22 protein-coding genes and 1 pseudogene are annotated in these 24,138 nt (G+C 65.8%); 16 read left to right on the plus strand and 7 right to left on the minus strand.

What is annotated here, in order from left to right; all coding sequences use genetic code 11:
* The first annotated feature begins 8 nt into the window (after positions 1-8).
* Complete coding sequence (gene secF, locus U5A65_RS28140) at positions 9-959, plus strand: protein translocase subunit SecF (protein ID WP_321913156.1); 951 nt, start codon at positions 9-11, stop codon at positions 957-959.
* Positions 960-1,045: 86 nt separating this feature from the next.
* Here the strand turns inward: secF and U5A65_RS28145 are convergent, their stop codons facing one another.
* On the minus strand, positions 1,046-1,621 hold the full coding sequence (locus U5A65_RS28145) for a YceI family protein (protein ID WP_321934507.1): 576 nt from the start codon (positions 1,619-1,621) through the stop codon (positions 1,046-1,048).
* Positions 1,622-1,660: 39 nt separating this feature from the next.
* Positions 1,661-2,260: a YceI family protein gene (locus U5A65_RS28150; protein ID WP_321948571.1), complete on the minus strand. Its 600-nt coding sequence runs from the start codon at positions 2,258-2,260 to the stop codon at positions 1,661-1,663.
* A gap of 384 nt (positions 2,261-2,644) precedes the next feature.
* Between U5A65_RS28150 and U5A65_RS28155 the strand changes: the two genes are divergently transcribed.
* The 5 genes from U5A65_RS28155 (at position 2,645) to U5A65_RS28175 (ending at position 7,973) form a co-directional block, all read left to right on the plus strand.
* Positions 2,645-3,454, plus strand: coding sequence for a paraquat-inducible protein A (locus U5A65_RS28155; protein WP_321948572.1), 810 nt, complete (start codon positions 2,645-2,647; stop codon positions 3,452-3,454).
* On the plus strand, positions 3,451-4,113 hold the full coding sequence (locus U5A65_RS28160) for a paraquat-inducible protein A (protein ID WP_321913159.1): 663 nt from the start codon (positions 3,451-3,453) through the stop codon (positions 4,111-4,113). The genes U5A65_RS28155 and U5A65_RS28160 overlap by 4 nt, the downstream gene beginning before the upstream one ends.
* Positions 4,106-5,719, plus strand: a complete 1,614-nt coding sequence (locus U5A65_RS28165; RefSeq protein WP_321948573.1) for an intermembrane transport protein PqiB — start codon at positions 4,106-4,108, stop codon at positions 5,717-5,719. Before U5A65_RS28160 ends, U5A65_RS28165 begins: the two co-directional genes overlap by 8 nt.
* Complete coding sequence (locus U5A65_RS28170; RefSeq protein WP_321913161.1) at positions 5,716-6,420, plus strand: PqiC family protein; 705 nt, start codon at positions 5,716-5,718, stop codon at positions 6,418-6,420. The genes U5A65_RS28165 and U5A65_RS28170 overlap by 4 nt, the downstream gene beginning before the upstream one ends.
* A gap of 236 nt (positions 6,421-6,656) precedes the next feature.
* Positions 6,657-7,973 (plus strand): class I SAM-dependent RNA methyltransferase, encoded by a 1,317-nt coding sequence (locus U5A65_RS28175; RefSeq protein ID WP_321913162.1) that lies wholly within the window; start codon positions 6,657-6,659, stop codon positions 7,971-7,973.
* Positions 7,974-8,033: 60 nt separating this feature from the next.
* On the opposite strand, the gene U5A65_RS28180 is transcribed toward U5A65_RS28175, so the two are convergent.
* Positions 8,034-8,825 (minus strand): glycosyltransferase family 2 protein, encoded by a 792-nt coding sequence (locus U5A65_RS28180; RefSeq protein ID WP_321913163.1) that lies wholly within the window; start codon positions 8,823-8,825, stop codon positions 8,034-8,036.
* Between the two features lie 225 nt (positions 8,826-9,050).
* Between U5A65_RS28180 and U5A65_RS28185 the strand changes: the two genes are divergently transcribed.
* On the plus strand, positions 9,051-9,440 hold the full coding sequence (locus U5A65_RS28185; RefSeq protein WP_042262509.1) for a VOC family protein: 390 nt from the start codon (positions 9,051-9,053) through the stop codon (positions 9,438-9,440).
* A 90-nt stretch (positions 9,441-9,530) separates the two neighbouring features.
* Positions 9,531-10,223 (plus strand): annotated as a pseudogene (locus U5A65_RS28190) (helix-turn-helix transcriptional regulator); the annotation flags it as partial.
* A gap of 76 nt (positions 10,224-10,299) precedes the next feature.
* Here U5A65_RS28190 and U5A65_RS28195 read toward each other — a convergent pair.
* From U5A65_RS28195 to U5A65_RS28205, 3 genes are read right to left on the minus strand one after another with little or no spacing between them, the layout of a single operon-like run.
* Positions 10,300-11,754: an NAD(P)(+) transhydrogenase (Re/Si-specific) subunit beta gene (locus U5A65_RS28195; protein ID WP_321913164.1), complete on the minus strand. Its 1,455-nt coding sequence runs from the start codon at positions 11,752-11,754 to the stop codon at positions 10,300-10,302.
* Positions 11,755-12,084, minus strand: a complete 330-nt coding sequence (locus U5A65_RS28200; protein ID WP_158756979.1) for an NAD(P) transhydrogenase subunit alpha — start codon at positions 12,082-12,084, stop codon at positions 11,755-11,757.
* 13 nt (positions 12,085-12,097) lie between these two features.
* Complete coding sequence (locus U5A65_RS28205; RefSeq protein ID WP_321913165.1) at positions 12,098-13,249, minus strand: Re/Si-specific NAD(P)(+) transhydrogenase subunit alpha; 1,152 nt, start codon at positions 13,247-13,249, stop codon at positions 12,098-12,100.
* Between the two features lie 302 nt (positions 13,250-13,551).
* Here U5A65_RS28205 and U5A65_RS28210 point away from each other — a divergent pair, with 302 nt between their 5' ends.
* From U5A65_RS28210 to U5A65_RS28220, 3 genes are all read left to right on the plus strand, one after another.
* Positions 13,552-14,058: an NUDIX hydrolase gene (locus tag U5A65_RS28210; protein ID WP_321913166.1), complete on the plus strand. Its 507-nt coding sequence runs from the start codon at positions 13,552-13,554 to the stop codon at positions 14,056-14,058.
* A 12-nt stretch (positions 14,059-14,070) separates the two neighbouring features.
* Positions 14,071-15,270 carry a tRNA 2-thiouridine(34) synthase MnmA gene (gene mnmA, locus U5A65_RS28215; RefSeq protein WP_321913167.1) on the plus strand — a complete coding sequence of 400 codons (1,200 nt, stop codon included), beginning with the start codon at positions 14,071-14,073 and terminating at the stop codon, positions 15,268-15,270.
* Positions 15,271-15,539: 269 nt separating this feature from the next.
* The gene (locus tag U5A65_RS28220) at positions 15,540-17,147 is read left to right on the plus strand and encodes an FMN-binding glutamate synthase family protein (protein WP_321913168.1); all 1,608 of its coding nucleotides are present in this window, start codon (positions 15,540-15,542) and stop codon (positions 17,145-17,147) included.
* 87 nt (positions 17,148-17,234) lie between these two features.
* Here U5A65_RS28220 and U5A65_RS28225 read toward each other — a convergent pair whose 3' ends face one another.
* The gene (locus tag U5A65_RS28225) at positions 17,235-17,846 is read right to left on the minus strand and encodes a glutathione S-transferase family protein (protein ID WP_158756974.1); all 612 of its coding nucleotides are present in this window, start codon (positions 17,844-17,846) and stop codon (positions 17,235-17,237) included.
* Positions 17,847-18,116: 270 nt separating this feature from the next.
* Between U5A65_RS28225 and U5A65_RS28230 the strand changes: the two genes are divergently transcribed.
* From U5A65_RS28230 to purH, 5 genes are all read left to right on the plus strand, one after another.
* Positions 18,117-19,514 carry an aminopeptidase P N-terminal domain-containing protein gene (locus U5A65_RS28230; protein WP_321948597.1) on the plus strand — a complete coding sequence of 466 codons (1,398 nt, stop codon included), beginning with the start codon at positions 18,117-18,119 and terminating at the stop codon, positions 19,512-19,514.
* Positions 19,515-19,567: 53 nt separating this feature from the next.
* A complete protein-coding gene (locus U5A65_RS28235) occupies positions 19,568-20,848 on the plus strand; it encodes a UbiH/UbiF/VisC/COQ6 family ubiquinone biosynthesis hydroxylase (protein WP_321948574.1) in 1,281 nt (426 codons plus the stop codon).
* Between the two features lie 206 nt (positions 20,849-21,054).
* Positions 21,055-22,122, plus strand: coding sequence for a tRNA dihydrouridine synthase DusB (dusB, locus tag U5A65_RS28240; protein WP_321948575.1), 1,068 nt, complete (start codon positions 21,055-21,057; stop codon positions 22,120-22,122).
* Positions 22,119-22,352, plus strand: coding sequence for a Fis family transcriptional regulator (locus U5A65_RS28245; protein ID WP_028216158.1), 234 nt, complete (start codon positions 22,119-22,121; stop codon positions 22,350-22,352). The genes dusB and U5A65_RS28245 overlap by 4 nt, the downstream gene beginning before the upstream one ends.
* Before the next feature lie 64 nt (positions 22,353-22,416).
* Positions 22,417-23,982: a bifunctional phosphoribosylaminoimidazolecarboxamide formyltransferase/IMP cyclohydrolase gene (gene purH / locus U5A65_RS28250; protein WP_321913170.1), complete on the plus strand. Its 1,566-nt coding sequence runs from the start codon at positions 22,417-22,419 to the stop codon at positions 23,980-23,982.
* Positions 23,983-24,138 lie beyond the last annotated feature (156 nt).

Here is a 24,138-nt window from a genome sequence, read left to right on the forward strand (position 1 = left end):
TCAAGAACATGGAATTTTTCCGCATCCGCAAAGACATCCCGTTTATGAAGCACGCGTTGATCTTCAACGCGATCTCGCTGATTACCTTCATTGCGGCGGTGTTCTTCCTCTTCCACCGTGGCCTGCATCTGTCGATCGAGTTCACGGGCGGCACGGTCATCGAAGTGCAGTACCCGCAGGCCGTGCAGCTCGAGCCGCTGCGCGACTCGCTCACGAAGATCGGCTACGGCGACGCCCAGGTGCAGAACTTCGGCACCTCGCGCGACGTGCTGATCCGCCTGCCGCTCAAGACGGGCCTGAGCTCGGCGCAACAAAGCGACCAGGTGATGGCCACGCTCAAGGCGGCGGACCCGCAAGTGCAGTTGCAGCGCGTGGAGTTCGTCGGGCCGCAGGTCGGCAAGGAACTCGCCACCGACGGCCTGCTCGCGCTCGCCTGCGTGGTGGCGGGCATCATCATCTACCTGTCGTTCCGCTTCGAATGGAAGTACGCCGTGGCCGGCGTGATCGCGAACTTGCACGACGTCGTGATCATTCTGGGCTTCTTCGCGTTCTTCCAGTGGGAGTTCTCGCTCTCGGTGCTCGCGGCGGTGCTCGCCGTGCTCGGCTACTCGGTGAACGAATCGGTCGTTATCTTCGACCGGATTCGCGAGACCTTCCGGCGCGAGCGCAAGATGAGCGTCACCGAAGTCATCAACCACGCGATCACGAGCACGATGTCGCGAACCATCATCACCCACGGCTGTACGGAAATGATGGTGCTCTCGATGTTCTTCTTCGGCGGCCCGACGCTGCACTACTTCGCGCTGGCCCTGACGGTGGGTATTCTCTTCGGCATTTACTCGTCGGTGTTCGTCGCGGCGGCGCTCGCGATGTGGCTCGGCGTGAAGCGCGAAGACCTCGTGAAGGACAAGAAGGAAAAGTTCGATCCGAACGATCCGAACGCGGGCGCGCAGGTTTAAGCGGCGCACCAGCAAAAAAGCCGGTTCTCACGAACCGGCTTTTTTTTCGTGCATACGCAACGGCCTTCGCCGCTCCGCCCTCCTGCCTACTGCTTGATGCCTTCGGCCTGGATATGGAGCGTGGTCTTCATCTTGAAGCCGTACTTCTTGCCCGAGTCCATGCCGAAGTCGTCGCGGTTGAATGCGGTTTCGGCCTCCACGCCGCACACCTCGCGTTTGAGCACCGGGTGCGGCATGCATTTGAACGACGCGATCTCGAGCTTGAGCGGCCGCGTCACGCCGTGCAGCGTCAACTCGCCGATCACCTCTTTGGGCGTATCGCCGTTGAAGACGATGCGCGTGCCCTTGTAGGTGGCCGTGGGGTACTTCGCGACATCGAAAAAGTCGTCGCCCACCAGATGCTGGTCGAGCTGCGGATTGCCGGTCTGGATCGATGCCGGATCGATCGTCACGTCCACGGTGCCCGTTTTCGCCGCGCGGTCCAGCGTGACCGTGCCCGTGGTTTTCGTGAACTTGCCGCGCCACGTGGAAAGGCCGCCGAAGTGATCAGCCTCGAAGCTCGGGAACGTATGATTCGGATCGAGCTGGTAAGTGTCGGCGGCGCGTGCGGCTTGCGTCACCAAGGCGGCCAGCGATACCACGGCGGCCCCAGCGGCCATCATGACGAGCTTGTTCAAAGGCATCTCCTTGAAGCCGTCGTTCTACTTGTGCGCGACGACGATATGAAATTTGATCAGCACTGCGTCGGCGACGATCGAGGTGTCTTTCCACTCGCCGGTGCCGATTTCGAAGGCGAGCCGATGGACAGGCAGCGTGCCGTCGAACGTCTGCGTCCCGCCCTGCTGCGTGAGCACGACGGGCACGGCCACGTTCTGCGCATGCCCCTTGATCGTGAGTTTGCCGCTCACGCTGTACTGGTTCGTTCCGGTCGACGTGACGGCGGTCGAGACGAAGGTTGCCTGCGGGAACGTCTTCGCGTCGAACCATTCGGGCCCGCGCACCGAATCGTTGTAGGTCTGATCGCCCAGATCATAGCTCGCCGTGTCGACCGTGATCTTCGCGGTGCCGCCCGCGGGCTTGCCCGGGTCGAAGTCGATCTGCGCGTCGAACTTCGTGAAGCTGCCCTGCACGGGCACGTTCATCTGGCGCGACACGGCAACGATCGTGCTCTTCGCCGCGTCGAGTTGCGCGTGGGCGGCCCCGCCCGCGAGCAGCGCCGCAGCGGCCCCGGCACACAGCGCCGCGGCCCGGACGGCCGGCTGCCACCGATAAGAACGAATCCACCTCGACAATGCTTCCATGATCGTCTCGCCTTGATTGCGTAGTCGTTCGCTTCGTGAACTGGCTTCGGCCACGTTCCGCAGCCATCCTGTCCCATGCCCGAAAGATAATCCAGTTTGAGTGACAGCAAACATCTGCAGATAAGCGCCCGGTCACTGCGGTCCTCGCACGCGAGAACGGCGCAAACGTGGCACACTCGCAGCCCGCTCGTCGCGCGGGCGAGCGCCGCCCGGCTGTCGCACCCGGCCGCCTGCTGCGCGGCGGACCTGTCCGGGGCCCGCGGCTCGTTGCGGCACGCCGCCGGGCGCGTTTGGTAACATGGCGCGAGGCGCTGTCAGCACCTTCCGGCATGCGCGCCGCCGTCGCGCGTCTTTCGTTCACGTCGTTTTGCGTCACCTGCCCGCATGGCCCAGGACAAACTGATCGCGTGTCACGATTGCGACGCGCTCTACCGCAAACCGCGGCTGCTCGGCCGCCAGACAGCGCGCTGCTCGCGCTGCGGCGCCACGCTCTACAGCAGCGCCGCGTCCCAGATCGACCGCATCTGCGCCATGACTATCGCGGCGCTCGTCACCTTCATCATCGCCCAGTCGTTCCCGATCATCGAGCTCGATGCGAACGGTATCACTACGGAGTCGAGCCTGTTCGGCGCCCTCGTGGTGCTCTGGCACGAGGACATGGAGATCATCGCGGTAATCGTGTTCTGCGCAACCATCCTCTTTCCGCTCACGGAGATGGTGGCGCTGCTCTACGTCCTGCTGCCGATACGGCGCGGCTTCATTCCGCCAGGCTTTAACTTCGTGCTGCGCGCCATCCAGTTCGTGCGGCCCTGGGGCATGCTCGAGGTGTTCATGCTGGGCGTGCTCATCACCATCGTGAAAATGGTGAGCCTCGCGCGGGTCATTCCCGAAACCGCGCTGTTCGCCTTCGGCACGCTCACGCTGATGTTCACCGTGGTCGTCACGTTCGACGCGCGCACGCTCTGGGACATCGCCGACAGCCTGCGCGACGCCGCACGCGCGGCGCGCGAGGGCGGCGCGGGTCCGGGCGCGCAGGCGGGCGGCGCCGACGGTCCGCAATCGCCACAATCGCCGCAAACGCCGTCGCCGGCCGCGCCCCACCCGCTCGCCGAGCCCGAGATCCGCGAGCCAGGCGCAGGCGCGCAAGACCCGGCGCCGCCGCGCGGCGGCCCGCTCCCCAAGGGGCCCCGATGAAATACCAGACCGCCACCGACGCCGGCTACATCGCCTGCCACGCCTGCGGGCACGTGCAGCCACACGAGCGCGAGCGCCAGCACGTTCGCTGCGCACGCTGCGGCTCGCCCGTGCACGAGCGCAACCCGGACAGCATCATGCGCACGTGGGCGCTCCTCATTGCGGCGGCGCTGCTCTACATTCCCGCGAACCTGCTGCCCGTGATGCATACGTCCTCGCTCGTCGGCGACGAGGACGACACCATTATGAGCGGCGTGGTCTACTTCTGGACCTCCGGGGACTGGCCGCTCGCCGTGATCGTTTTCATCGCGAGCATTCTCGTTCCCATGCTCAAGCTTTCGGTGCTCGCGCTGCTCGCGTTCACGTCGCAGCGGGGCTCGAAATGGCGGCCGGTCGAACGCACGAAGCTCTATCGGCTCGTCGAATTCATCGGGCGCTGGTCGATGCTTGACGTGTTCGTTGTCACGCTAACCGTCGCGCTGGTACGCTTCCAGTCGCTTGCGGTCATCACGGCGGGCCCCGGCGCGATCGCGTTCGGCTCGGTCGTGATCCTGACGATGATCGCCTCCATGCAGTTCGATCCACGCCTGATCTGGGATCCGGTGGACGAAGACAAACACAAACCTGCGCAACACTCTCAGGATCAACCCCATGAATAGTCCGAAAGGACCGACCCCGCCCAATCTGCCGGAGCCGGAGATCGTCAAGCCGCGGCGCTGGCTCCCCTCGCTCGTCTGGATCGTGCCGATCGTCGCGGCGCTGATCGGCGTGGCGCTCGTCGTGAAGTCGGTCGCCACGCGCGGGCCGACCATCACGATCAGCTTCGTGAGCGCCGAAGGGCTCGAGCCCGGCAAGACCAAGGTCAAGTACAAGGACGTGGACATTGGCTCGGTGCGCGCGATCAAGCTCTCGCCCAACCTTTCGCATGTGATCGTCACGGTCGAGCTGACCAAGGACGCCGAACGATTCGCCGTGAAGGACAGCCGCTTCTGGGTCGTGCGCCCGCGCGTGGGCGCAAGCGGCGTTTCGGGCCTCACCACGCTGCTCTCGGGCTCGTATATCGGCGCGGACGCCGGCCGCTCGCAGGATTCGCAAAGCGATTTCGTCGGGCTGGAGGCGCCGCCCGCCGTCACCATCGACGAGAAGGGGCATCGCTACACGCTGCATAGCGCGACACTCGGCTCGCTCGACATCGGCACGCCGATCTTCTTCCGGCGCATTCAGGTTGGTCAGGTCACAGGCTATTCGCTCGACAAGGACGGCACCGGCGTGACGGTGCAGGTGTTCGTGAGCGCGCCCTTCGACCAGTACGTGGGCACCAACACGCGCTGGTGGCACGCGAGCGGCGTGAACGTGCAGCTCGATTCGAACGGCATCAAGGTCAACACGCAGTCGCTTGCCACGATCGTGGTGGGCGGCCTCGCGTTCCAGGCGCCGGCCGGCCAGTCCATGGGCCCGCAGGCGCCCGACAACGCCACCTTCGCGCTTGCCTCCGACGAGACCGAGGCAATGCGCGAGCCGGACGGCGCGCCGCAACGCGTGGTCATGTACTTCAACCAGTCGTTGCGCGGCCTTTCGGTTGGCGCGACGGTCGATTTCCGCGGCATCGTGCTCGGCCAGGTGACCGACATCGGCATCGAGTACGACCCGAAACAGCACAACTTCACGATGCCCGTGACGATCGACCTCTACCCGCTGCGCCTGTCGCGCCGCATCCGCGGCGAAGCGCCCGCGCCGCACACGCCGCAAAGCCAGGAGCTGATCAAGCGGCTCGTCGCACGCGGCCTGCGCGGCCAGTTGCGCACCGGCAACCTGATCACGGGGCAGCTTTACATCGCACTCGACATCTTCCCGAAGGCGGGGCCGGCGACGATCGACTTCAACCACGATCCGCTCGAACTGCCGACGGTGCCGAACTCGCTCGAAGAGCTGCAGCAGCAGGTGGCGGACATCACGAAGAAGCTCAACCAGATTCCGTTCGACAAGATCGGCAACAACCTGAACGAGTCGCTCAAGAACGCCAACCAGCTGTTCGGCAAGGTGAACGAGCAGATCCTGCCGCAGCTGCAAGGCACGCTCGACGAAGCGCAGAAGACCTTCAACGCCGCGCAGTCCACACTGCAGCAGGATTCGCCGCTGCAGTCCGACGTGCACCAGGCGATGCAGGAACTCACGCGTACGCTGCAATCGCTCAACACGCTCGCCGATTACCTGGAGCGCCATCCCGAATCGCTGCTGCGCGGCAAATCTGGAGACAAGCCATGACGTTCCGACGCGTCCCCTCTCTTGCCACGCTCGGCGCGCTGGTCATCGCAGCCGCACTGGCGGGCTGCAGTTCGCCCGCCAGCCGGTTCTATACGCTCAGCCCGACCGACGACACCGCTCGCACCATCGCCGCGCCCAGCGCGGGCAACGCGCAGTGGCTGATCGAGCTGGCCCCCGTGGATGTTCCGCCGCAGGTCGCCAAAGCGCAGATGGTCGTGCAAACCGACGCCAACCAGGTGCGCGTACTCGAGCAGGAGCGCTGGGCTTCGATGCCTGGCGACGAGATCCGCCGCGCACTCTCGGGCGACCTCACGCAGCAGCTCGGCACCATCGACGTGTACGGCTCACCGCATCCCGAGGGCGTGCCCGTGTACCGCGTAAGCGTGAATGTGCAGCGCTTCGAATCGTGGCCGGGCTCGCATGCGCTGATCGACGCCGTGTGGAGCGTGCGCGCACTCAACACGGAAACGGTCCTGACCTGCCGAAGCGTGCTCAACGAGAAGGTGGGCGACGGCTACGACGCGCTTGTAATCGGCCACCGGCAGGCGGTCGAGGCGCTCTCACAGTCGATCGCGAGCGGCGTGCGTGCACTCGCGGCCGCACCGCGCGTGAGCACGCCAGCGAATGGCGCGAAGGCCGGCGCGCGCGCGAAACCGGCGCCGAGCGTCGCCTGTCCGCAGATGGCGGCCGTCGTTGGCTGAGTTGGCGGCTTGCTGACGGGGACCTAGGGCGGGCCTGATCCGTAGGCTCCGATAGTGATCGGGAGCCAATAAAAAGAGCCCGCACGCATTGCGTCCGGCGCAGGGCAAGTGACGAGGCAAATGGCGGCCACATGCGGGCATTGAGCGATCTCCCGCAGCGGAGGCGGCATGCAGGCCTGGCCGCCCCCGCAACCCGCGTACAATAGCGCCTTCCCCGCAGCGTCCCATCCTCGTTCATGTCTTTCGATTTCTTTGCCCCCTGCCCGCGCGGCCTCGAAGCCGCGCTCGCCGCCGAACTGGCCGAAACCGCGCAACGGCGCCTGCCGCCCGGCGCACTCCAGGTCGGCGCCGAGGTGCCCGGCGGCGTGCATTTCCGCGGCAACTGGGCCGGCGGCATCGCCGCCAACCTGCATTCGCGCATTGCGAGCCGCGTGCTGCTGAAGATCGCGCAGCGCCCCTACCGCAGCGAACAGGACATCTACGCGCTCGCGCGCGAGCAGCAGTGGGAGAAGTGGTTCTCGGCGAACGAGACGATCCGCATCGACATCACCGCGATCAAGTCGCCGCTGCGCAGCCTCGAATTCGCCACGTTGCGCGTGAAAGACGCGATCTGCGACCGCATGCGCGAAAAGGCCGGTGCGCGTCCGAGCGTCGATACCGCCTACCCTGATGTGCGCATCTTCGCCTTCCTCACCGCGAACGAGTGCACGCTCTATCTCGACACTTCGGGCGAGCCGCTCTTCAAGCGCGGCTGGCGTCTGGACAAGGGCGCTGCCCCGCTGCGCGAGAACCTCGCTGCGGGCATCCTGCGCCTCACGGGCTGGACGCCCGGCACGCCGCTCTACGACCCGATGTGCGGCAGCGGCACCTTCCTCGCGGAAGCGGCGCAAGTCGCGCTCGACATCGCGCCTGGGCTCGATCGCCGCTTCGGCTTCGAGTCGCTCAAGCAGGCCGACATGGCCGCGTGGCGGCACCTCAAGAGCGAGGCGAACACCGCGCGCAATCTCGCGCAAAGCAAGACCAGCGACCTGCTGATCTATGGCAGCGACATCTCCGATGTCATGCTGGAAAAGGCCCGCGCGAACTTCAAGCGCGCGGGCTTCGGCAATGTGGCGCTCAAGCAGCTCGACGCGCGCAACATGACGCCGCCCTCGGCTGCGCCCGGCATTCTCGTGGCCAATCCGCCGTACGGCGAGCGTATCGAAGTGCGGGGCCGCAATGCGCGCGGCGAGGCGCGCCCGACGGCGCGCGAGCTGCGCGGCGACGATGATGAAGGATTCCGCCGCGCCAAGGACGAAGCGCCCGACGCCGAGTTCTTCCAGGCGCTCGGCGACGCGCTCAAGCAGCGCTTCACGGGCTGGCGCGCCTTCGTCCTCACCTCGGACCGCAAGCTGCCGGGCCTGTTGCGCCTGCGCGAAGCCGCCAAGACGCCGCTCTTCAATGGCGCGCTCGAATGCCGCCTGTTCCGCTTCGACCTGATCGCGGGCAGCGTGCGTCAGCGTCCGGCCAGCGGCGGCGCGAACCCCGCTGCCGGCAACGACAACGCCAGCTGACACTGGCGCACGGCGCGCACGGCGGGTGAGGATTTCACCCGCCGCCGCGCCGCGCGTGGCTCAGCCCTGCGCCACTGCAGGCGCGTCCGGCGCGTTCAGCGCCAACGGATACCCTTCGTACTCCGGAAACATCTTCGGCACCGTGAACGCCGGCATCGAATAGCGCGAAAAGCACCGTGAGGTCGAAGCCGGATGGATCAGGTGCAGGCAGCTCGCCTGCGTGTCGTCCGCCGCGAGCACCTTGCGGCCCGCTTCGACTATGCGGCGGATGAAGCTCTCGTCTTCGCTCAGGTCGATATCGTCGAAGCGCGCTTCTTCGAAAAGCGCCTTGCGATACACGTACGAGAACCCGTAGAAAAGGATGAAGTCCGCGCCGATCTTCATCTTGTCGTGGAACTCGACCGTCGCGACGCTATTGCCAGTCAGCACATAGTGCAGCCCCACGCGTGCGTTCAGGTCCATGTAGCCAAAGAACCGCGTATGCGGCGCGAACATCCAGAACGTGGCGAGCTTCATGAGGTCCGCACCGTTCTCCTCCAGCATGCGCACCATACCCGCGAGATAGTGCGAGGCGTAGTGGTCGTCGTCGTCGAAGTGGGCAATCAGCGCGCCGCGCGCCTCGTTCACAAGAAAGTTGCGTTTGCCGCCGATCGACATGCGCGTTTTCGACCAGTAGTAGCGCACGCGCGCGTCACGCTTCGCGAGCGCGCTCAGGAAGGCGCTGGGCTGCGGGCTGTCGTCGAGGATGAGCCATTCCCACGCCACGCGCTGTCGCTGGATGCAGCGCCAGATGGCCGGCAGAAAAGCTTCGCGGTTGCCCGTGGGCGTAATGATCGAGACGGTGGGAGACATGCGGATGCGGGGATATCGAACTCTTCGATTACAGCAGAGACGCGCCGAAGCCTCTCTCGAAAACATTCGAAACAGCCGCCGAGGCTCGACCGGCGCGGCGCGCCAAACCTACTGACAACACGCTGTCAGCAGCCCCCTGGCACACTGCTTCTACGCCATCCGGCGAGGCTGCCGCCGCCTGGCTGCCGCCATTCACCGTCCGCCGTTGCCTTCGAGGAGTGCACCGTGTCTACCGATCTGTCCCGTGTGATCTCGTGGTTCGAAATTCCCGCGCACGACCTGGAGCGTGCCGCCCGCTTTTACGAAACCGCCTTCGACACTGCGCTGCAGCGCGAAGTGGTCGGCGGCGTCCCGATGGCGCTGTTCGCTCACACCGATACTGAAACGGGCGGGTGCATCGTGTTCAATCCGCACGACGCGAAGCCCGATCCGAAGGGCGTACTCGTGTATCTGAACGCCCAGCCTTCGGTCACGGCCGTGCTCGACCGCGTGGAAAAAGCCGGCGGCAAGCAGCAGGGGCCCGCTGTCGAGTTGCCGAACAACTACGGCTATATCGGCTTCTTCATCGATACCGAAGGCAACCGCGTCGGCCTGCACGCACCGAAGCTCGGTTGATCGCGACCGGGCGCCGCGCGCGCGCCCGGCGCTATCATCTGCAGCTATCCCGAACACCGCGCCGATCACCGCGCCCGCCTTCGCAACCGCCCAGCCATGACCCGCCGCGCCGACCGCCTTTTTCGCATCGCCGAACTGCTGCGCGGCCGGCGTCTCACTACCGCCCAGCAGCTGGCCGACTGGCTCGAAGTCTCGCCGCGCACGGTCTATCGCGACGTGCGCGACCTGCAGCTCTCGGGCGTGCCCATCGAAGGCGAGGCGGGCATTGGCTACCGGCTCGCGCGCACGGCGAGCCTGCCGCCGCTCACCTTCACCGCCGACGAACTCACCGCGCTCGCCGTGGGCGCACGCATGGCCGAGTCGTGGGGCGGCGCGGCGCTCGCGAGCGGCGCCCGCGGCGCGCTCGCGAAGATCGCCGCAGCCATGCCCGCGGAAAAGCGCGCCGTGCTGGAACGGCTTGCCGTGTTCGCACCGGCGTATCACATGGATCACGCATTCTCGGACAAGCTCGACGCGCTGCATCGCGCCGTCGACACGCGGCTCGTCGTGCGCTTCGCGTACTGCGACCGTATTGGCGCGCATACGCAGCGGCGCATCTGGCCGCTTGGGCTCGTGTACTGGGGCGCGCAGTGGACCGTGGGCGCCTGGTGTGAAATGCGCGAGGACTTTCGCAACTTCAACATCGCGCGCATGGAAAACGTGGAAGTGCTCGAACAATTTCCCGACATGAGCGGGCGGCGGCTCGCCGACTATTTGCGCCGCGTGAATGCGCCTTCACTATGAGCGGCAACGGCACCCCGGAATTGAAAAAGGCGCGCATCGCTGCGCGCCTTTCGTGTGGGTTTGCAGCAAGCGGCGCTTATTCCACCGCTTTCACCATCTCCTCGATCACCTTCTTCGCGTCGCCGAACACCATCATCGTCTTGTCCATGTAGAACAGTTCGTTGTCGAGGCCGGCATAACCGGCGGCCATCGAACGCTTGTTCACGATGATCGTGCGCGCCTTGTACGCCTCGATGATCGGCATGCCCGCGATGGGCGACTTCGGATCGTTCTTCGCGGCCGGATTCACCACGTCGTTCGCGCCGAGCACGAGCACGACGTCGGTCTGGCCGAACTCGTTGTTGATGTCCTCCATCTCGAACACGAGGTCGTAGGGCACTTCGGCTTCCGCGAGCAGCACGTTCATGTGGCCCGGCATGCGGCCCGCCACCGGGTGGATCGCATAACGCACGTCCACACCCTTTTCGACGAGCTTGTCGGTGAGTTCCTTCAACGCATGCTGCGCGCGCGCCACCGCGAGGCCATAGCCCGGCACGATGACGACGCTCTCCGCATTGCCGAGCATGAACGCGGCATCATCGGCCGAACCCGACTTCACCGGACGCTGCTCCTGCGCCCCGCCCGCCGCCGCCGCGCCTGCCTCGCCGCCGAAGCCGCCCAGCAGCACGTTGAAGAACGAGCGGTTCATCGCGTGGCACATGATGTACGACAGAATCGCGCCCGAAGAACCCACGAGCGACCCCGCGATGATCAGCATGGCGTTGTTCAGCGAGAAGCCAATGCCCGCCGCCGCCCACCCCGAGTACGAGTTCAGCATCGAGACGACCACCGGCATGTCCGCGCCGCCGATCGGGATGATGATGAGCACGCCCAGCGCGAACGCGATCAGCGTCATGATGATGAACGGCAGCCACGACTGCGTGAGGAAGAACAGAATGCCGAAGCCGACCATGCCGATCGCGAGCATCAGGTTGATCAGATGCTGGCCCGGATAGACCACCGGCGCGCCCTGGAACAGGCGGAACTTGTACTTGCCCGAGAGCTTTCCGAACGCGATGACCGAACCGCTGAACGTAATCGCGCCCACGAACGTGCCGATGAACAGTTCGATGCGGTTGCCGTACGGCAGGAAGCCCGGATACGGCGCGTCTTCTGCGACCAGCCCGAACGCTGCCGGCTCGGAGACGACCGCATACGCGATGCACACCGCCGCGAGACCGATCAGCGAGTGCATGGCCGCGACGAGTTCGGGCATCTTCGTCATCTCGACGCGTGCGGCGACATAGGCCCCAAGGCCACCGCCCACCACGAGCGCCGCGAACAGCAGCGCGAGACCGAGCCCGAGATTCGAGCCGAACTGTGCGGACTCCTTCACGATCAGCGCAAGGGTGGTGAGAATGGCGATGGCCATGCCGACCATGCCGAACACGTTGCCCGCGCGTGCGCTCTTCGGGTTGGACAGCCCCTTGAGCGCCTGGATGAAGCAGACCGACGCCACCAGGTAAAGCAGCGTAACGACGTTCATGCTCATTTACGCACCCTCCTTGCTGGCAGGAGAGGAGAGCTTTTTCGGCTCCTTCTTGCGGAACATCTCCAGCATTCGCCTCGTGACGAGGAACCCGCCGAACACGTTCACGGCCGCGAGCAGCACGGCGAACGTGCCGAAGAACTTGCCCGGGCCGCCCACCGTAAGCCCGGTGGCGAGCATCGCGCCCACGATCACGATCGCCGAAATCGCATTGGTCACGGCCATGAGCGGCGTATGCAGCGCGGGCGTGACGTTCCAGACCACGTGATAGCCCACGTACACGGCCAGCACGAAGATGATCAGGTTGATGACGGTATGGTTGATGACTTCCATTCCTGTTCTCCCCTTATGTCTTGCGCGTGACCTGGCCGTCGCGGGCCAGCAGCGTGGCCGCGACGATGTCGTCCGCGAGATCGATGTTGAGCGTGCCTTCCTTCGTGACGATCAGCTTCAGGAAGTCGAGCAGGTTGCGCGCGTAGAGCGCGGAGGCGTCGGCGGCGACCATCGAGGCGAGGTTCGTGTAGCCGCAGATCTGCACGCCGTGGTGCGTCACCACCTTGTCGGCCTCGGTGAGCGGGCAGTTGCCGCCGCGCCGGCCGCTTGCCTGCTCGGCAATGGGGCCGCGTCCTGCCGCGAGGTCGATCACCACCGAGCCCGGCTTCATTGCCTGCACGGTTTCGGAAGGCAGCAGCGTCGGTGCGTCGCGGCCCGGGATCAGCGCGGTCGAGATGACGATGTCGGCCTGCCTGGCGCGCTCGTGCACCAGCGCCGACTGGCGCGCGAGCCACGATGGCGGCATGGGCCGCGCGTAGCCGCCCACGCCGACGGCGGCTTCCCGCTCTTCATCGGTTTCGTAGGGCACGTCGAGGAATTTCCCGCCGAGCGACTCGATCTGTTCCTTTACCGCCGGGCGCACGTCCGAAGCTTCGATCACCGCGCCCAAACGCCGCGCCGTGGCGATGGCCTGCAGGCCCGCCACGCCCGCGCCGAGAATCAGCACGCGCGCGGCTTTCACCGTCCCGGCGGCGGTCATGAGCATCGGCATGAAGCGCGGATACAGGTTCGAAGCCACGAGCACCGCCTTGTACCCGGCGATGTTGGCCTGCGACGACAGCACGTCGAGGCTTTGCGCGCGCGTGGTACGCGGCGCGGCTTCGAGCGCGAAGGCCGTCACGCCTGCCTCGGCCAGCTTCGCGGCGTTTTCCGCATTAAAGGGATCGAGCATGCCGACCAGCACCGCGCCGCGCTTCATGAACGGCAATTCGCTGACGGTGGGTGACTGGACCTTGAGCACGAGGTCCGCGCCGAAGGCCGTGGCCGCGTCGGCGACCTGCGCACCCACGGCCGTGTAGGCCTCGTCGAGATAGCTCGCGCCGGCACCCGCGCCGGCCTGGATCGTGACCGTGTGACCCTGGGCGACGTACTTCTTGACTGTCTCCGGCGTCGCGGCCACGCGGGTTTCGTTCGCCCGCGTCTCTGCAGGCACTCCGATATGCATCGTTGTTTCCTCCTCGACCTTCTTGTTCTAGCTGTTCTGGCTCGAATCGAGCGAAGGGAGACCGACGGCATTCAGGCGCCGGCATCCATTGCAACGGCAAACGACGGCACCACTTTAACCGAAAGCGGCGGCGGCTTTGTAGCGGGAATTGCCCGCTTTTGTGCGATGCACACAACACGCTGCGTCGTCCGACCGGACGGTCGGCAGTACCAGGCGAGCCGGGCATGCGCCCCCGTTGCGCCGCCCGGGGGCCTGATCCGGCCCCGGGCAGCGTTTGCGGCGTCCCGGTAAAATACCGGCCCATGAATGAGGAAACCTGGGCACCCCACGTCACCGTGGCCGCGATCGTCGAGCGCGACGGGCGTTTTCTGCTCGTCGAAGAGCACACGCCAGCCGGCCTGCGTCTGAACCAGCCCGCCGGCCATCTGGAAGCGGGCGAAACGCTGCACGAGGCGGTGATACGCGAAACGCTCGAGGAAACCGCGCATGCGTTCACGCCTGAGGCGCTGGTCGGCGTGTATATGACGCACTTCGGCAAGCCGGGCGAAAGCGGCGCGACGTATGTGCGCTTCACGTACTGCGGCAGTGTTGCAGTCGAGCCGGAAAACCGCGCGCTCGATCCTGACATCGTGCGCACGGTGTGGATGAGCGCCGACGAGTTGCGCGCGGCGAGCGAGCGCCATCGCACGCCGCTCGTCATGCGCTGTGTCGACGATTACCTCGCAGGCAAGCGCGTGCCGCTGGATTTCATCCAGACGCACGCGACAGCACCGAAAGCGGCACCCCAGGTCGCACCCAAGTTGAGTTAAGGCAGCAACGAAATGAGCAAACGTAAGGTCGTGGTAGGCATGTCGGGCGGCGTCGATTCGTCGGTGACCGCATGGCTGCTCAAGGAGCAGGGGTTCGACGTCGTCGGTCTCTTCATGAAGAACTGGGAAGACGACGACGACGGCGAGTACTGCTCGACGCGCCAGGACTGGATCGACGTGGTGTCGGTCGCGGACCTGATCGGCATCGACGTGGAAGCCGTGAACTTCGCCGCCGAATACAAGGACCGCGTGTTCGCGGAGTTCCTGCGCGAGTATTCCGCGGGCCGCACGCCGAACCCGGACGTGCTCTGCAACGCCGAGATCAAGTTCAAGGCTTTTCTGGACCACGCCATGTCGCTCGGCGCGGAAACGATCGCCACGGGACACTATGCGCGCGTGCGTCAGAACAACGAGCGTGGCGGTCGTTTCGAACTGCTGAAGGCGCTCGACCACACGAAGGATCAGTCGTACTTCCTGCATCGCCTGAACCAGGCGCAGCTTTCGAAGACGATGTTCCCGCTCGGCGAGATTCCGAAGACGAAGGTGCGCGAGATCGCCGAGAAGATCGGCCTGCCGAACGCGAAAAAGAAGGATTCCACAGGAATCTGCTTCATCGGCGAACGGCCGTTCCGCGACTTCCTCAACCGCTATCTGCCGACCCAACCCGGCCCGATGATGACGCCCGATGGCAAGGTCGTGGGCGAGCACATTGGCCTGGCGTTCTACACGTTCGGGCAGCGCAAGGGCATTGGTCTTGGCGGCAGCAAGGACGGCAGCGGCGACCCGTGGTTCGTCGCGGGCAAGGACATCGCCTCGAATACGCTCTACGTCGTGCAAGGCCACGATCATCCGTGGCTGCTCGCGCACGAACTGCGTGCGGGCAATGTGAGCTGGGTGGCGGGCGAGCCGCCGGCGCAGGACCATGCGTGCGGCGCGAAAACGCGCTATCGCCAGGCGGATGCGCCCTGCTCGTTCCACACCGCAGACGAATTCGGCGCGGGCCAGTTCACGCTGCGTTTTCCCGATGCGCAATGGGCCGTGACGCCCGGCCAGTCGGCGGTGCTCTATGACGGCGACGTGTGCCTGGGCGGTGGCATCATCGAAGCGGTGACGACGCTCGCGCCGCACGTGCCCGCGGTACTGCCGCCCGAAGCGCCGAAGAAAAAGAAGCGCGTAGCGCGCAAGAAGCCCGCTGCAGCCACGACGGCGTGACGCAAGCACCGTCAAGCAAAACGTAAGAGAACACTGCGCGGCGCCCTGGGCGCCGCGTTTTTTTTGGCGTCTTTCGACACCTGCCAGACACCGATCAAACGGCGTGCCCGCTTCTTGCCCGCTTCTTGCCCGCCTCCCAGCCAGATTCACGAACTTGCGGCATCATTCCCGCAAGCCGCGCCCGGCAACCGCGCGGCTCACGCGCACCGCCCCTTCACGAGAGGAGCGCACAAGGGCGCGCATTACATCAAGTTCGAGGAGTCCCCCCAATGTTTTCCCGACGTTATCTCGCCATGTGGGGCGCGGTGCTGCTGCTTGCAGCCTGCGTCGCCGCGGCTGCCCTCCATCACCTGTCGTGGTACTGCGTGATCGTGCCGGTGCTGCTCGTCGCGCTCGGCGTCTACGACATGTTCCAGGAGCGCCACGCGATCCTGCGCAACTACCCGATCTGGGGCCATCTGCGCTTTCTGTTCGAGTTCGTGCGGCCCGAGATCCGCCAGTACTTCGTCGAGGACGACACCGACGAAAAGCCGTTCTCGCTCGCCCAGCGCAGCCTCGTCTACCAGCGCGCGAAGAACGCGGTGGACAGCCGCCCGTACGGCACCGAACTCGACGTGAAGGCCGTGGGCCACGAATGGATCAGCCACTCGCTCGCGCCCACGAAGCTCGCGGGCAGCGACTTCCGCGTGCTCGTAGGCGCGAACCGCGCGCAACCGTACTCGATGTCGATCTTCAACATTTCGGCGATGAGCTTCGGCGCGCTCTCGGCCAACGCGATCCGCGCGCTCAACATGGGCGCGAAGAAAGGCGGCTTCGCACACGACACGGGCGAAGGCTCGATGTCGAAGTATCACCGCGAGAATGGCGGCGACATCATCTGGGAAATCGCCTCGGGCTACTTCGGCTGCCGCAACGACGACGGCACCTTTAGCGCCGACAAGTTCCAGCGCCTCGCGAACGAACCGCAGGTGAAGATGATCGAGGTGAAGCTCTCGCAGGGCGCGAAGCCCGGCCATGGCGGCATGCTGCTCGCCGCGAAGGTCACGCCCGAGATCGCCGAAACGCGCGGCATTCCCATTGGCAAAGATTGTGTCTCGCCCGCGCGCCACTCTGAATTCTCCACGCCGCGCGGGCTGCTCGAATTCGTCGAGCGTCTGCGCAAGCTCTCGGGCGGCAAGCCCACGGGCTTCAAACTGTGCATCGGGCATCCGTGGGAGTTCTTCGGCATCGCCAAGGCGATGCTCGAAACCGGCATCCTGCCCGACTTCATCGTCGTGGACGGCGCGGAAGGCGGCACGGGCGCGGCCCCGCTTGAATTCACCGACCATATCGGCACGCCGCTGCAGGAAGGGCTGCTCCTCGTGCACAACACGCTCGTGGGCATTGGCCTGCGCGACAAGATCAAGATCGGCGCGAGCGGCAAGATCATCACCGCGTTCGATATCGCACGCACGCTCGCGATCGGCGCGGACTGGGTGAACTCGGCGCGCGGCTTCATGTTCGCGGTAGGCTGCATCCAGGCGCAGAAGTGCCACTCGGACCGCTGCCCCACCGGCGTCGCCACGCAAGACCCCGTGCGCCAGCGCGCGCTGAACGTGCCGGACAAGGGCGAGCGCGTCTTCAACTTCCATCACAACACGCTGCACGCGCTGCAAGAGCTGATACAGGCCGCTGGCCTTTCGAGCCCGTCGGATCTGCGTGCGCATCACATCGTGCGGCGCGTGTCGTCGTACGAGGTGAAGCTGATGTCGGAACTGCTCAAGTACCTGAAGCCCGGCGATCTGCTCGAAGGCCGCTATCGCTATCAGCTGTACGAGAAGTGGTGGCCGGTCGCGCGCAGCGATTCATTCGCGCCGGCGGAGGAAAAGATCGCTTGAGGAAGGCGAGGTGCGACTGACGCGAAAACGCCCGGCGGCACGCAATGCCGTCGGGCGTTTTTGCATCGGCTGTCTATGAACTGCCGATCAGCCTTGCGGCACCGTGTCGATGAACGACTGGCGCTGCGAGAGCTTTTCGAAGTGACGCGCGAGATTCGGATGCGCCTCACGCCAGTTCAGCTCCGGCATGCGGAAGTCGAGATAGCCGAGCGCGCAGCCCACGGAAATATCCGCGATCGTGTAGCGGTTGCCCGCGCACCACGGGTTGCCGTCGAGTCCCTTGGCCATCGCGGCGAGACCTTCGTGGATCTTGCGCTCCTGGCGCTTTACCCAGGCCTCGTTGCGCTGCTCCGGCGTGCGTTGCGTGCCTTCGAGGCGGATCAGCACGGTCGCGTCGAGCATGCCGTCGGCGAGCGCTTCCCAGCAACGCACTTCAATACGCTCGCGGCCTGCGGGCGGAATGAGCTTGGCCACAGGCGAAAGCATGTCGACGTACTCGCAGATCACGCGCGAGTCGAACACGGCCTCGCCGTCGTCCATCACGAGACACGGCACCTTGCCGAGCGGGTTGAAATCGTGAATCTCCGTTTCCTCGCCCCACACGTTCTCGAGCACCAGCTTGTAGTCGATTTTCTTTTCAGCGAGCGTGATCCGCGCCTTGCGGACATACGGGCTGCCGAGCGAACCGATAAGTTTCATACCACCTGCCTTTTCTGGAATCCGGCCGAAGTATACGTTGGATTCGTATTTTTCTGACGTGCCGTCTGTTGCAGTGCAGGATTTTTCCTACAAATGATGTAGGCAGGAGACAACCTCGGCGGCAGCGGCGCTCACTGCGGCTGACCGCGACCACGCGCGTCCGTTTGTAGCCAGCGCTACAATCTCACGATGGACTCGACCCTCAAGCACAGCGCCCCGGCCGCCTCGAGCGAAGCCCACCCAGCCGCCAACGTGGCCGACGCAGCCGACATGCAGCGCGGCCCCGACGGCGGCGCGGCGCTCTATCGCGCGCGCCGCGAACGCGTGCTCGCCGCGCTGCGTGCGCAAGGCGGTGGCGTCGCGCTCGTGCCGACCGCGCCCGAGGCACTGCGCAATCGCGACGCGGACTATCCCTATCGGCACGACAGCTACTTCTACTACCTCACCGGCTTCACGGAGCCCGAGGCGCTGCTCGTGCTCGATTCGAACGCGGATGAAAACCAGCCCGCCGCGATCTTGTTCTGCCGCGCGAAGAACGTCGAGCGCGAAACGTGGGAAGGGTTTCGCTTCGGTCCCGACGCCGCGCGCGAGGCGTTCGGCTTCGACGCCGCGTTTCCCTTCGACGAACTCGACGCACGCATCCCGCAGCTCATTGCGAACCGTCCGGCGCTGCACTACGCGCTCGCGGCTTCCGGGCGCTTCGACGCGCAGGTGAAGCGCTGGATCGATGCGGTGCGCGCGCAGGGGCGCAGCGGCGTCACCGCGCCCGCAGCCGCCTACGACCTGCTGCCGCTGCTCGACGACATGCGCGTGATCAAGGACGCGCACGAGCTCGACACGATGCGCCGCGCCGCGAAAATCTCGGCGCTCGCGCACGTGCGCGCGATGCGGACATGCCGGCCCGGCATGCGCGAATACGAGATCGAGGCGGAGCTGCTTTACACGTTCCGCAAGCACGGCGCGCAGGCCCCCGCCTACGGCTCGATCGTCGCGGCAGGCGCGAACGCGTGCGTGCTGCACTACCCGGCGGGCAACGCGGTGGCGCGCGCGGGCGACCTCGTGCTTATCGACGCCGCGTGCGAGTTGAACGGCTACGCCTCGGACATCACGCGCACGTTCCCCGCGAGCGGCCGCTTCACCGGCGCGCAACGCGAGCTTTACGACATCGTGCTCGCCGCCCAGCAGGCCGCCGTCGATGCCACGCGCGCCGGTGTGAACTTCGAAGCGCCGCACGACGCCGCGGTGCGCGTGCTTGCGCAGGGGCTGCTCGATACCGGCATCATCGACCGCCAGCGCTTTGCAAGCGTCGACGACGTGATCGCCGAGCGCGCCTATGCGCGCTTCTATATGCATCGCACCGGGCACTGGCTCGGCATGGATGTGCACGACGCGGGCGATTATCGTGAGCGCGATATTGCGCCGGGCGCCGGAAAACCCGACGCCCCGCCGCCCTGGCGCACGCTGCGCCCCGGCATGACGCTCACGATCGAGCCAGGCCTCTACATCCGCGCGGCAGAGGACGTGCCCGAGCGCTACTGGGACATCGGCATTCGCATCGAGGACGACGCGATCGTCACCGAAACGGGCTGCGAGCTGATCACGCGCGGCGTGCCCGTTGCGGCCGATGAAATCGAAGCGCTGATGCAGGACGCGCAGCGCGGCGCCTGACGCAAGCGCAGACACAACCACGCGAAGATCCCACACGAAACGAAGCAAACGACATGAACGCAGTTTCCGGCAGCGCGAACGACACTTCCACCGGCGCGAACACGCCCGCTCATTTCGATCACGACGTGGCGATCGTCGGCGCCGGGCCGGTGGGTCTCGCGCTCGCGGGGTGGCTCGCGCGGCGCAGCGCCACGCAAGGGCTCTCGATCGCGCTGATCGACGCGCGCGAACCCGAGGACAGCGCCGGCGACCCGCGCGCCATTGCCGTTTCGCAGGGCAGCCGCACGCTGCTCGAGGCGCTCGCATGGCCGCACGACGCGACGTCTATCGAGCGTATTCATGTCTCGCAGCGCGGCCATTTCGGGCGCACGCTGATCGACCGGCACGACTACGACTTGCCCGCGCTTGGCTACGTGGCGCGCTACGGCGCGATCGTTCAGGCGCTCGCGCGTGCCGTGCGCGGCACGCCGGTGCACTGGCTGCATCACACGCAGGCGCACGATCCCGTCGTGGAGCACGACGGCGTGACGCTGCCGGTCGTGAGCGCGGGCGTTGAGCGGCAGTTGCGCACGCGCATCCTCGTGAACGCCGAAGGCGGCCTGTATCGCCCGCTGCCCCAGCGCGATACGCAAAACGATTCCGACGAAGCCGACGCAAATGCGATCGTGCCGGCCGCCGAAACCAAACGCACGCGCGACTACGGCCAAACGGCGCTGGTCGGCGTGGTGACGCTCGCGGCCCCGCAGCCACACGTGGCGTGGGAGCGTTTCACGAGCGAAGGCCCAATCGCGCTCCTGCCGATGGGAGGCGTGCGCGGCGCGGACTACGCGCTCGTGTGGTGCTGCTCGCCTGCGCAAGCCGAGCGGCGCGCGCAGCTTTCCGACGCCGACTTCCTCGCCGAACTCGGTGTGGCGTTCGGCCCGCGCATGGGCCGCTTCACGCACATTCACGGTCGCGCCGCTTTCCCACTCGGCTTGAACGCGCTCGACGCCCTCGTTTCCGGTAACGGCCGCATCGCAGCGGTCGGCAATGCCGCGCAGACGCTGCATCCGGTGGCGGGCCAGGGCCTCAATCTCGGCCTGCGCGACGCCCACGCCCTTGCCGATTCACTCGCGCAGCACGGCGCCACGCCGCGCGCGCTCGCCGAGTTCGCGGGCCGCCGCGCGTTCGACCGGCGCATGACGATCGGCGCAACGGATACGCTCGCCCGCCTTTTCACCGTCGATTTCGGTCCGCTCGCCACGCTGCGCGGGCTCGCGCTCACGGCGCTCGAATTCGCGCCGCCAGTGAAGACGGCGCTCGCGCGGCAGATGATGTTTGGGCAGCGGAGTTGAGTCAGCCAACTAAGGGTCGCATCGCTTTTTTTTGCATGATTGTTTTCACGCTGAAGCGCCGCCCTGCAACAAGACCAGGGTCCGCGCTGCGCGACCTTGCATCCCGTTAACGCTAAAATACGCGTTTCCCCTTTTGCAAATTCACGCCGTTCGCCGCGCCAGCCGGATTGCCATCCGGGTCGCGGCACCGGCCTCGCCCGCGCGTCATGTTCACTATCGGCCATCACACCTTGCGTAATAACCTGTTCGTCGCCCCGATGGCGGGCGTCACGGACAGGCCGTTCCGCCAGCTGTGCAAGCGCCTCGGCGCGGGCTATGCGGTGTCCGAAATGGTCGCGTCGAACGCGCAGCTCTGGAAGAGCGAAAAGACCATGCGCCGCGCCAATCACGCGGGCGAAGTGGAACCCATCTCCGTGCAGATCGCCGGCGCCGATCCGGACATGATGGCCGAAGCCGCGCGCTACAACGTGGCAAACGGCGCGCAGATCATCGACATCAACATGGGCTGCCCGGCCAAGAAGGTCTGCAACGTCGCGGCCGGCTCGGCGCTCTTGCAGAACGAGCCGCTGGTCGCGCGCATCGTCAAGGCCGTGGTCGACGCCGTGGGCGTGGGCCCCGACGCCGTGCCCGTTACGCTCAAGATCCGCACGGGCTGGGACCGCGACAACCGCAACGCGCTCACCATCGCGCGTATTGCCGAAGAAAGCGGCATTTCCATGCTCACCGTGCACGGCCGCACGCGCGCCGACCTCTATCACGGAGAAGCGGAGTACGAAACGATCGCCGCGGTGAAAGCCGCGGCACGGATTCCGGTGGTCGCAAACGGCGACATTACGTCGCCGCAAAAGGCACGAGAGGTCCTCGCGCTCACGGGCGCCGACGCCATCATGATCGGCCGCGCAGCGCAGGGGCGCCCGTGGCTGTTCCGCGAAATCGAGCATTTCCTCGCGACGGGCGAGCTGTTGCCGCCGCCGCGCGTGGACGAAATCCAGTCGATCATGAATGAGCATCTGGAGGACCACTACGCGTTTTATGGCGAATTTACGGGCGTGCGTACTGCACGCAAGCATATCGGCTGGTACACTCGCGGCCTTTGCGGCGCCAACACGTTCCGGCATCGCATGAATACGCTGGACACCACGCGCGAGCAGCTTGTCGCCGTCAACCAGTTCTTCGACGAACAGAAGGCGCGCTCCGAGCGCCTCGTCTACGTCGACGACGAGAACAACGACAGCGACGGCAGCGACGAATCAACCGATCGACTGGCAGCATGAGCAAGCACAACATCGAACAATCCGTCCGCGAGAGCCTTGGCATCTACTTCCAGGACCTCGACGGCAGCAATCCGCACGACGTCTACGAAATGGTAATGGCGTGCGTCGAAAAACCGATGCTCGAGGTGGTGCTCGAGCAGGCAGGCGGCAATCAGTCGCTGGCCGCCGAGTATCTCGGCATCAACCGCAACACGCTGCGCAAGAAGCTCCAGCAGCACGGCCTGCTGTAACGCCGCTGCGTTTTACTGGACCTTCGGCGCGGACTCCTCGATCTATCGGCAACTCTCCCACATCATGATCAAGCAAGCGCTCATCTCCGTTTCCGACAAGGCAGGCATTGTCGACTTCGCGAAATCCCTGTCGGATCTCGGCGTCAAGATCCTGTCGACCGGCGGCACCGCGAAACTGCTCGCGGACGCGGGCCTTCCCGTCACCGAAGTGGCCGACTACACCGGCTTTCCGGAAATGCTCGATGGGCGCGTGAAAACGCTGCACCCGAAGGTCCACGGCGGCATTCTTGCGCGCCGCGACCTGCCCGAGCACATGGCCGCGCTCGAAAAGCACGACATCCCGACGATCGACCTGCTCGTCGTGAACCTCTACCCGTTCGTCCAGACGGTGTCGAAGGAAGAGTGCACGCTCGAAGACGCGATCGAGAACATCGATATCGGCGGCCCGACCATGCTGCGCTCGGCGGCGAAGAATCATCGCGACGTGACCGTGGTGGTCGACCCGGCCGACTACGCGAAGGTGCTGGAAGAGATGCGCGCGAACGGCAACACCGTGAGCTACGCCACGAACTTCCGTCTCGCGACCAAGGTGTTCTCGCACACGGCGCAGTACGACGGCGCGATCACGAACTACCTCACGAGCCTGACCGAAGCGCTCGAGCACAAGTCGCGCAACACCTACCCGGCCGTGCTGAACCTCGCGTTCGACAAGGTCCAGGACCTGCGCTACGGCGAAAACCCGCACCAGAGCGCCGCGTTCTACCGCGACCTCACGACGCCCGCCGGCGCGCTCGCGAACTACACGCAGCTCCAGGGCAAGGAACTTTCGTACAACAACATCGCCGACTCGGACGCGGCCTGGGAATGCGTGAAGACGTTCGACGCCCCGGCCTGCGTGATCATCAAGCACGCGAATCCGTGCGGCGTGGCAATCGGCGCGAACGCGCTCGAAGCCTACTCGAAGGCGTTCCAGACCGACCCGACCTCGGCGTTCGGCGGCATCATCGCGTTCAACCGCGAAGTGGACGAAGCGGCTGCCCAAGCCGTGGCGAAGCAGTTCGTCGAAGTGCTGATCGCGCCGTCGTTCTCGGCAGCCGCGAAGGCCGTGTTCGCCGCGAAGCAGAATGTGCGTCTGCTGGAAATCGCGCTGGGCGATGGCCATAACGCGTTCGACCTCAAGCGCGTGGGCGGCGGCCTGCTCGTGCAGTCGCTCGATGCGAAGAACGTGCAGCCGCACGAACTGCGCGTCGTGACGAAGCGCCACCCGACGCCGAAGGAAATGGACGACCTGCTGTTCGCATGGCGCGTGGCGAAGTTCGTGAAGTCGAACGCCATCGTGTTCTGCGCGAACGGCATGACGATGGGCGTGGGCGCAGGCCAGATGAGCCGCGTGGACTCGGCGCGCATCGCCAGCATCAAGGCCGAAAACGCGGGCCTGAAGCTCGCGGGCACGGCGGTCGCGTCGGACGCGTTCTTCCCGTTCCGTGACGGTCTCGATGTGGTGGTCAACGCGGGCGCGACCTGCGTGATCCAGCCGGGCGGCTCGATGCGCGACGACGAAGTGATCGGCGCCGCCGACGAGCACAACATCGCCATGGTGATGACAGGCATTCGCCACTTCCGTCACTGATCCTTGCGCGCGGCGCGTGACCTGCACGTGACGCGCCGCTTGAGCCTGGCCCGCCGGACTTGCGTCCCGCGGGCTTTTTCTTTGCAGGGCGCGCCGGGTTCGCTCGCGCCCTCGAGGCTCGCGGCAGGCATGCCGTTCGTTGTACCATCGCAGCAC

Origin of the sequence: Paraburkholderia sp. J10-1, from assembly GCF_905220165.1 — a bacterium.
Lineage (GTDB): Bacteria > Pseudomonadota > Gammaproteobacteria > Burkholderiales > Burkholderiaceae > Paraburkholderia.

What these genes read in the sequence shown, in the direction of transcription:
- U5A65_RS28200 (WP_158756979.1), bottom strand. Translation starts at nt 12,084, where the DNA reads ATGGAAGTCATCAACCATACCGTCATCAACCTGATCATCTTCGTGCTG.
- U5A65_RS28170 (WP_321913161.1), top strand. Translation starts at nt 5,716, where the DNA reads ATGACGTTCCGACGCGTCCCCTCTCTTGCCACGCTCGGCGCGCTGGTC.
- U5A65_RS28245 (WP_028216158.1), top strand. Translation starts at nt 22,119, where the DNA reads ATGAGCAAGCACAACATCGAACAATCCGTCCGCGAGAGCCTTGGCATC.
- mnmA (WP_321913167.1), top strand. Translation starts at nt 14,071, where the DNA reads ATGAGCAAACGTAAGGTCGTGGTAGGCATGTCGGGCGGCGTCGATTCG.
- U5A65_RS28210 (WP_321913166.1), top strand. Translation starts at nt 13,552, where the DNA reads ATGAATGAGGAAACCTGGGCACCCCACGTCACCGTGGCCGCGATCGTC.
- U5A65_RS28160 (WP_321913159.1), top strand. Translation starts at nt 3,451, where the DNA reads ATGAAATACCAGACCGCCACCGACGCCGGCTACATCGCCTGCCACGCC.
- U5A65_RS28235 (WP_321948574.1), top strand. Translation starts at nt 19,568, where the DNA reads ATGAACGCAGTTTCCGGCAGCGCGAACGACACTTCCACCGGCGCGAAC.
- U5A65_RS28230 (WP_321948597.1), top strand. Translation starts at nt 18,117, where the DNA reads ATGCAGCGCGGCCCCGACGGCGGCGCGGCGCTCTATCGCGCGCGCCGC.
- U5A65_RS28195 (WP_321913164.1), bottom strand. Translation starts at nt 11,754, where the DNA reads ATGAGCATGAACGTCGTTACGCTGCTTTACCTGGTGGCGTCGGTCTGC.
- U5A65_RS28175 (WP_321913162.1), top strand. Translation starts at nt 6,657, where the DNA reads ATGTCTTTCGATTTCTTTGCCCCCTGCCCGCGCGGCCTCGAAGCCGCG.
- U5A65_RS28145 (WP_321934507.1), bottom strand. Translation starts at nt 1,621, where the DNA reads ATGATGGCCGCTGGGGCCGCCGTGGTATCGCTGGCCGCCTTGGTGACG.
- dusB (WP_321948575.1), top strand. Translation starts at nt 21,055, where the DNA reads ATGTTCACTATCGGCCATCACACCTTGCGTAATAACCTGTTCGTCGCC.
- U5A65_RS28155 (WP_321948572.1), top strand. Translation starts at nt 2,645, where the DNA reads ATGGCCCAGGACAAACTGATCGCGTGTCACGATTGCGACGCGCTCTAC.
- U5A65_RS28220 (WP_321913168.1), top strand. Translation starts at nt 15,540, where the DNA reads ATGTTTTCCCGACGTTATCTCGCCATGTGGGGCGCGGTGCTGCTGCTT.
- U5A65_RS28165 (WP_321948573.1), top strand. Translation starts at nt 4,106, where the DNA reads ATGAATAGTCCGAAAGGACCGACCCCGCCCAATCTGCCGGAGCCGGAG.
- U5A65_RS28150 (WP_321948571.1), bottom strand. Translation starts at nt 2,260, where the DNA reads ATGGAAGCATTGTCGAGGTGGATTCGTTCTTATCGGTGGCAGCCGGCC.
- U5A65_RS28205 (WP_321913165.1), bottom strand. Translation starts at nt 13,249, where the DNA reads ATGCATATCGGAGTGCCTGCAGAGACGCGGGCGAACGAAACCCGCGTG.
- purH (WP_321913170.1), top strand. Translation starts at nt 22,417, where the DNA reads ATGATCAAGCAAGCGCTCATCTCCGTTTCCGACAAGGCAGGCATTGTC.
- U5A65_RS28180 (WP_321913163.1), bottom strand. Translation starts at nt 8,825, where the DNA reads ATGTCTCCCACCGTCTCGATCATTACGCCCACGGGCAACCGCGAAGCT.
- U5A65_RS28225 (WP_158756974.1), bottom strand. Translation starts at nt 17,846, where the DNA reads ATGAAACTTATCGGTTCGCTCGGCAGCCCGTATGTCCGCAAGGCGCGG.
- secF (WP_321913156.1), top strand. Translation starts at nt 9, where the DNA reads ATGGAATTTTTCCGCATCCGCAAAGACATCCCGTTTATGAAGCACGCG.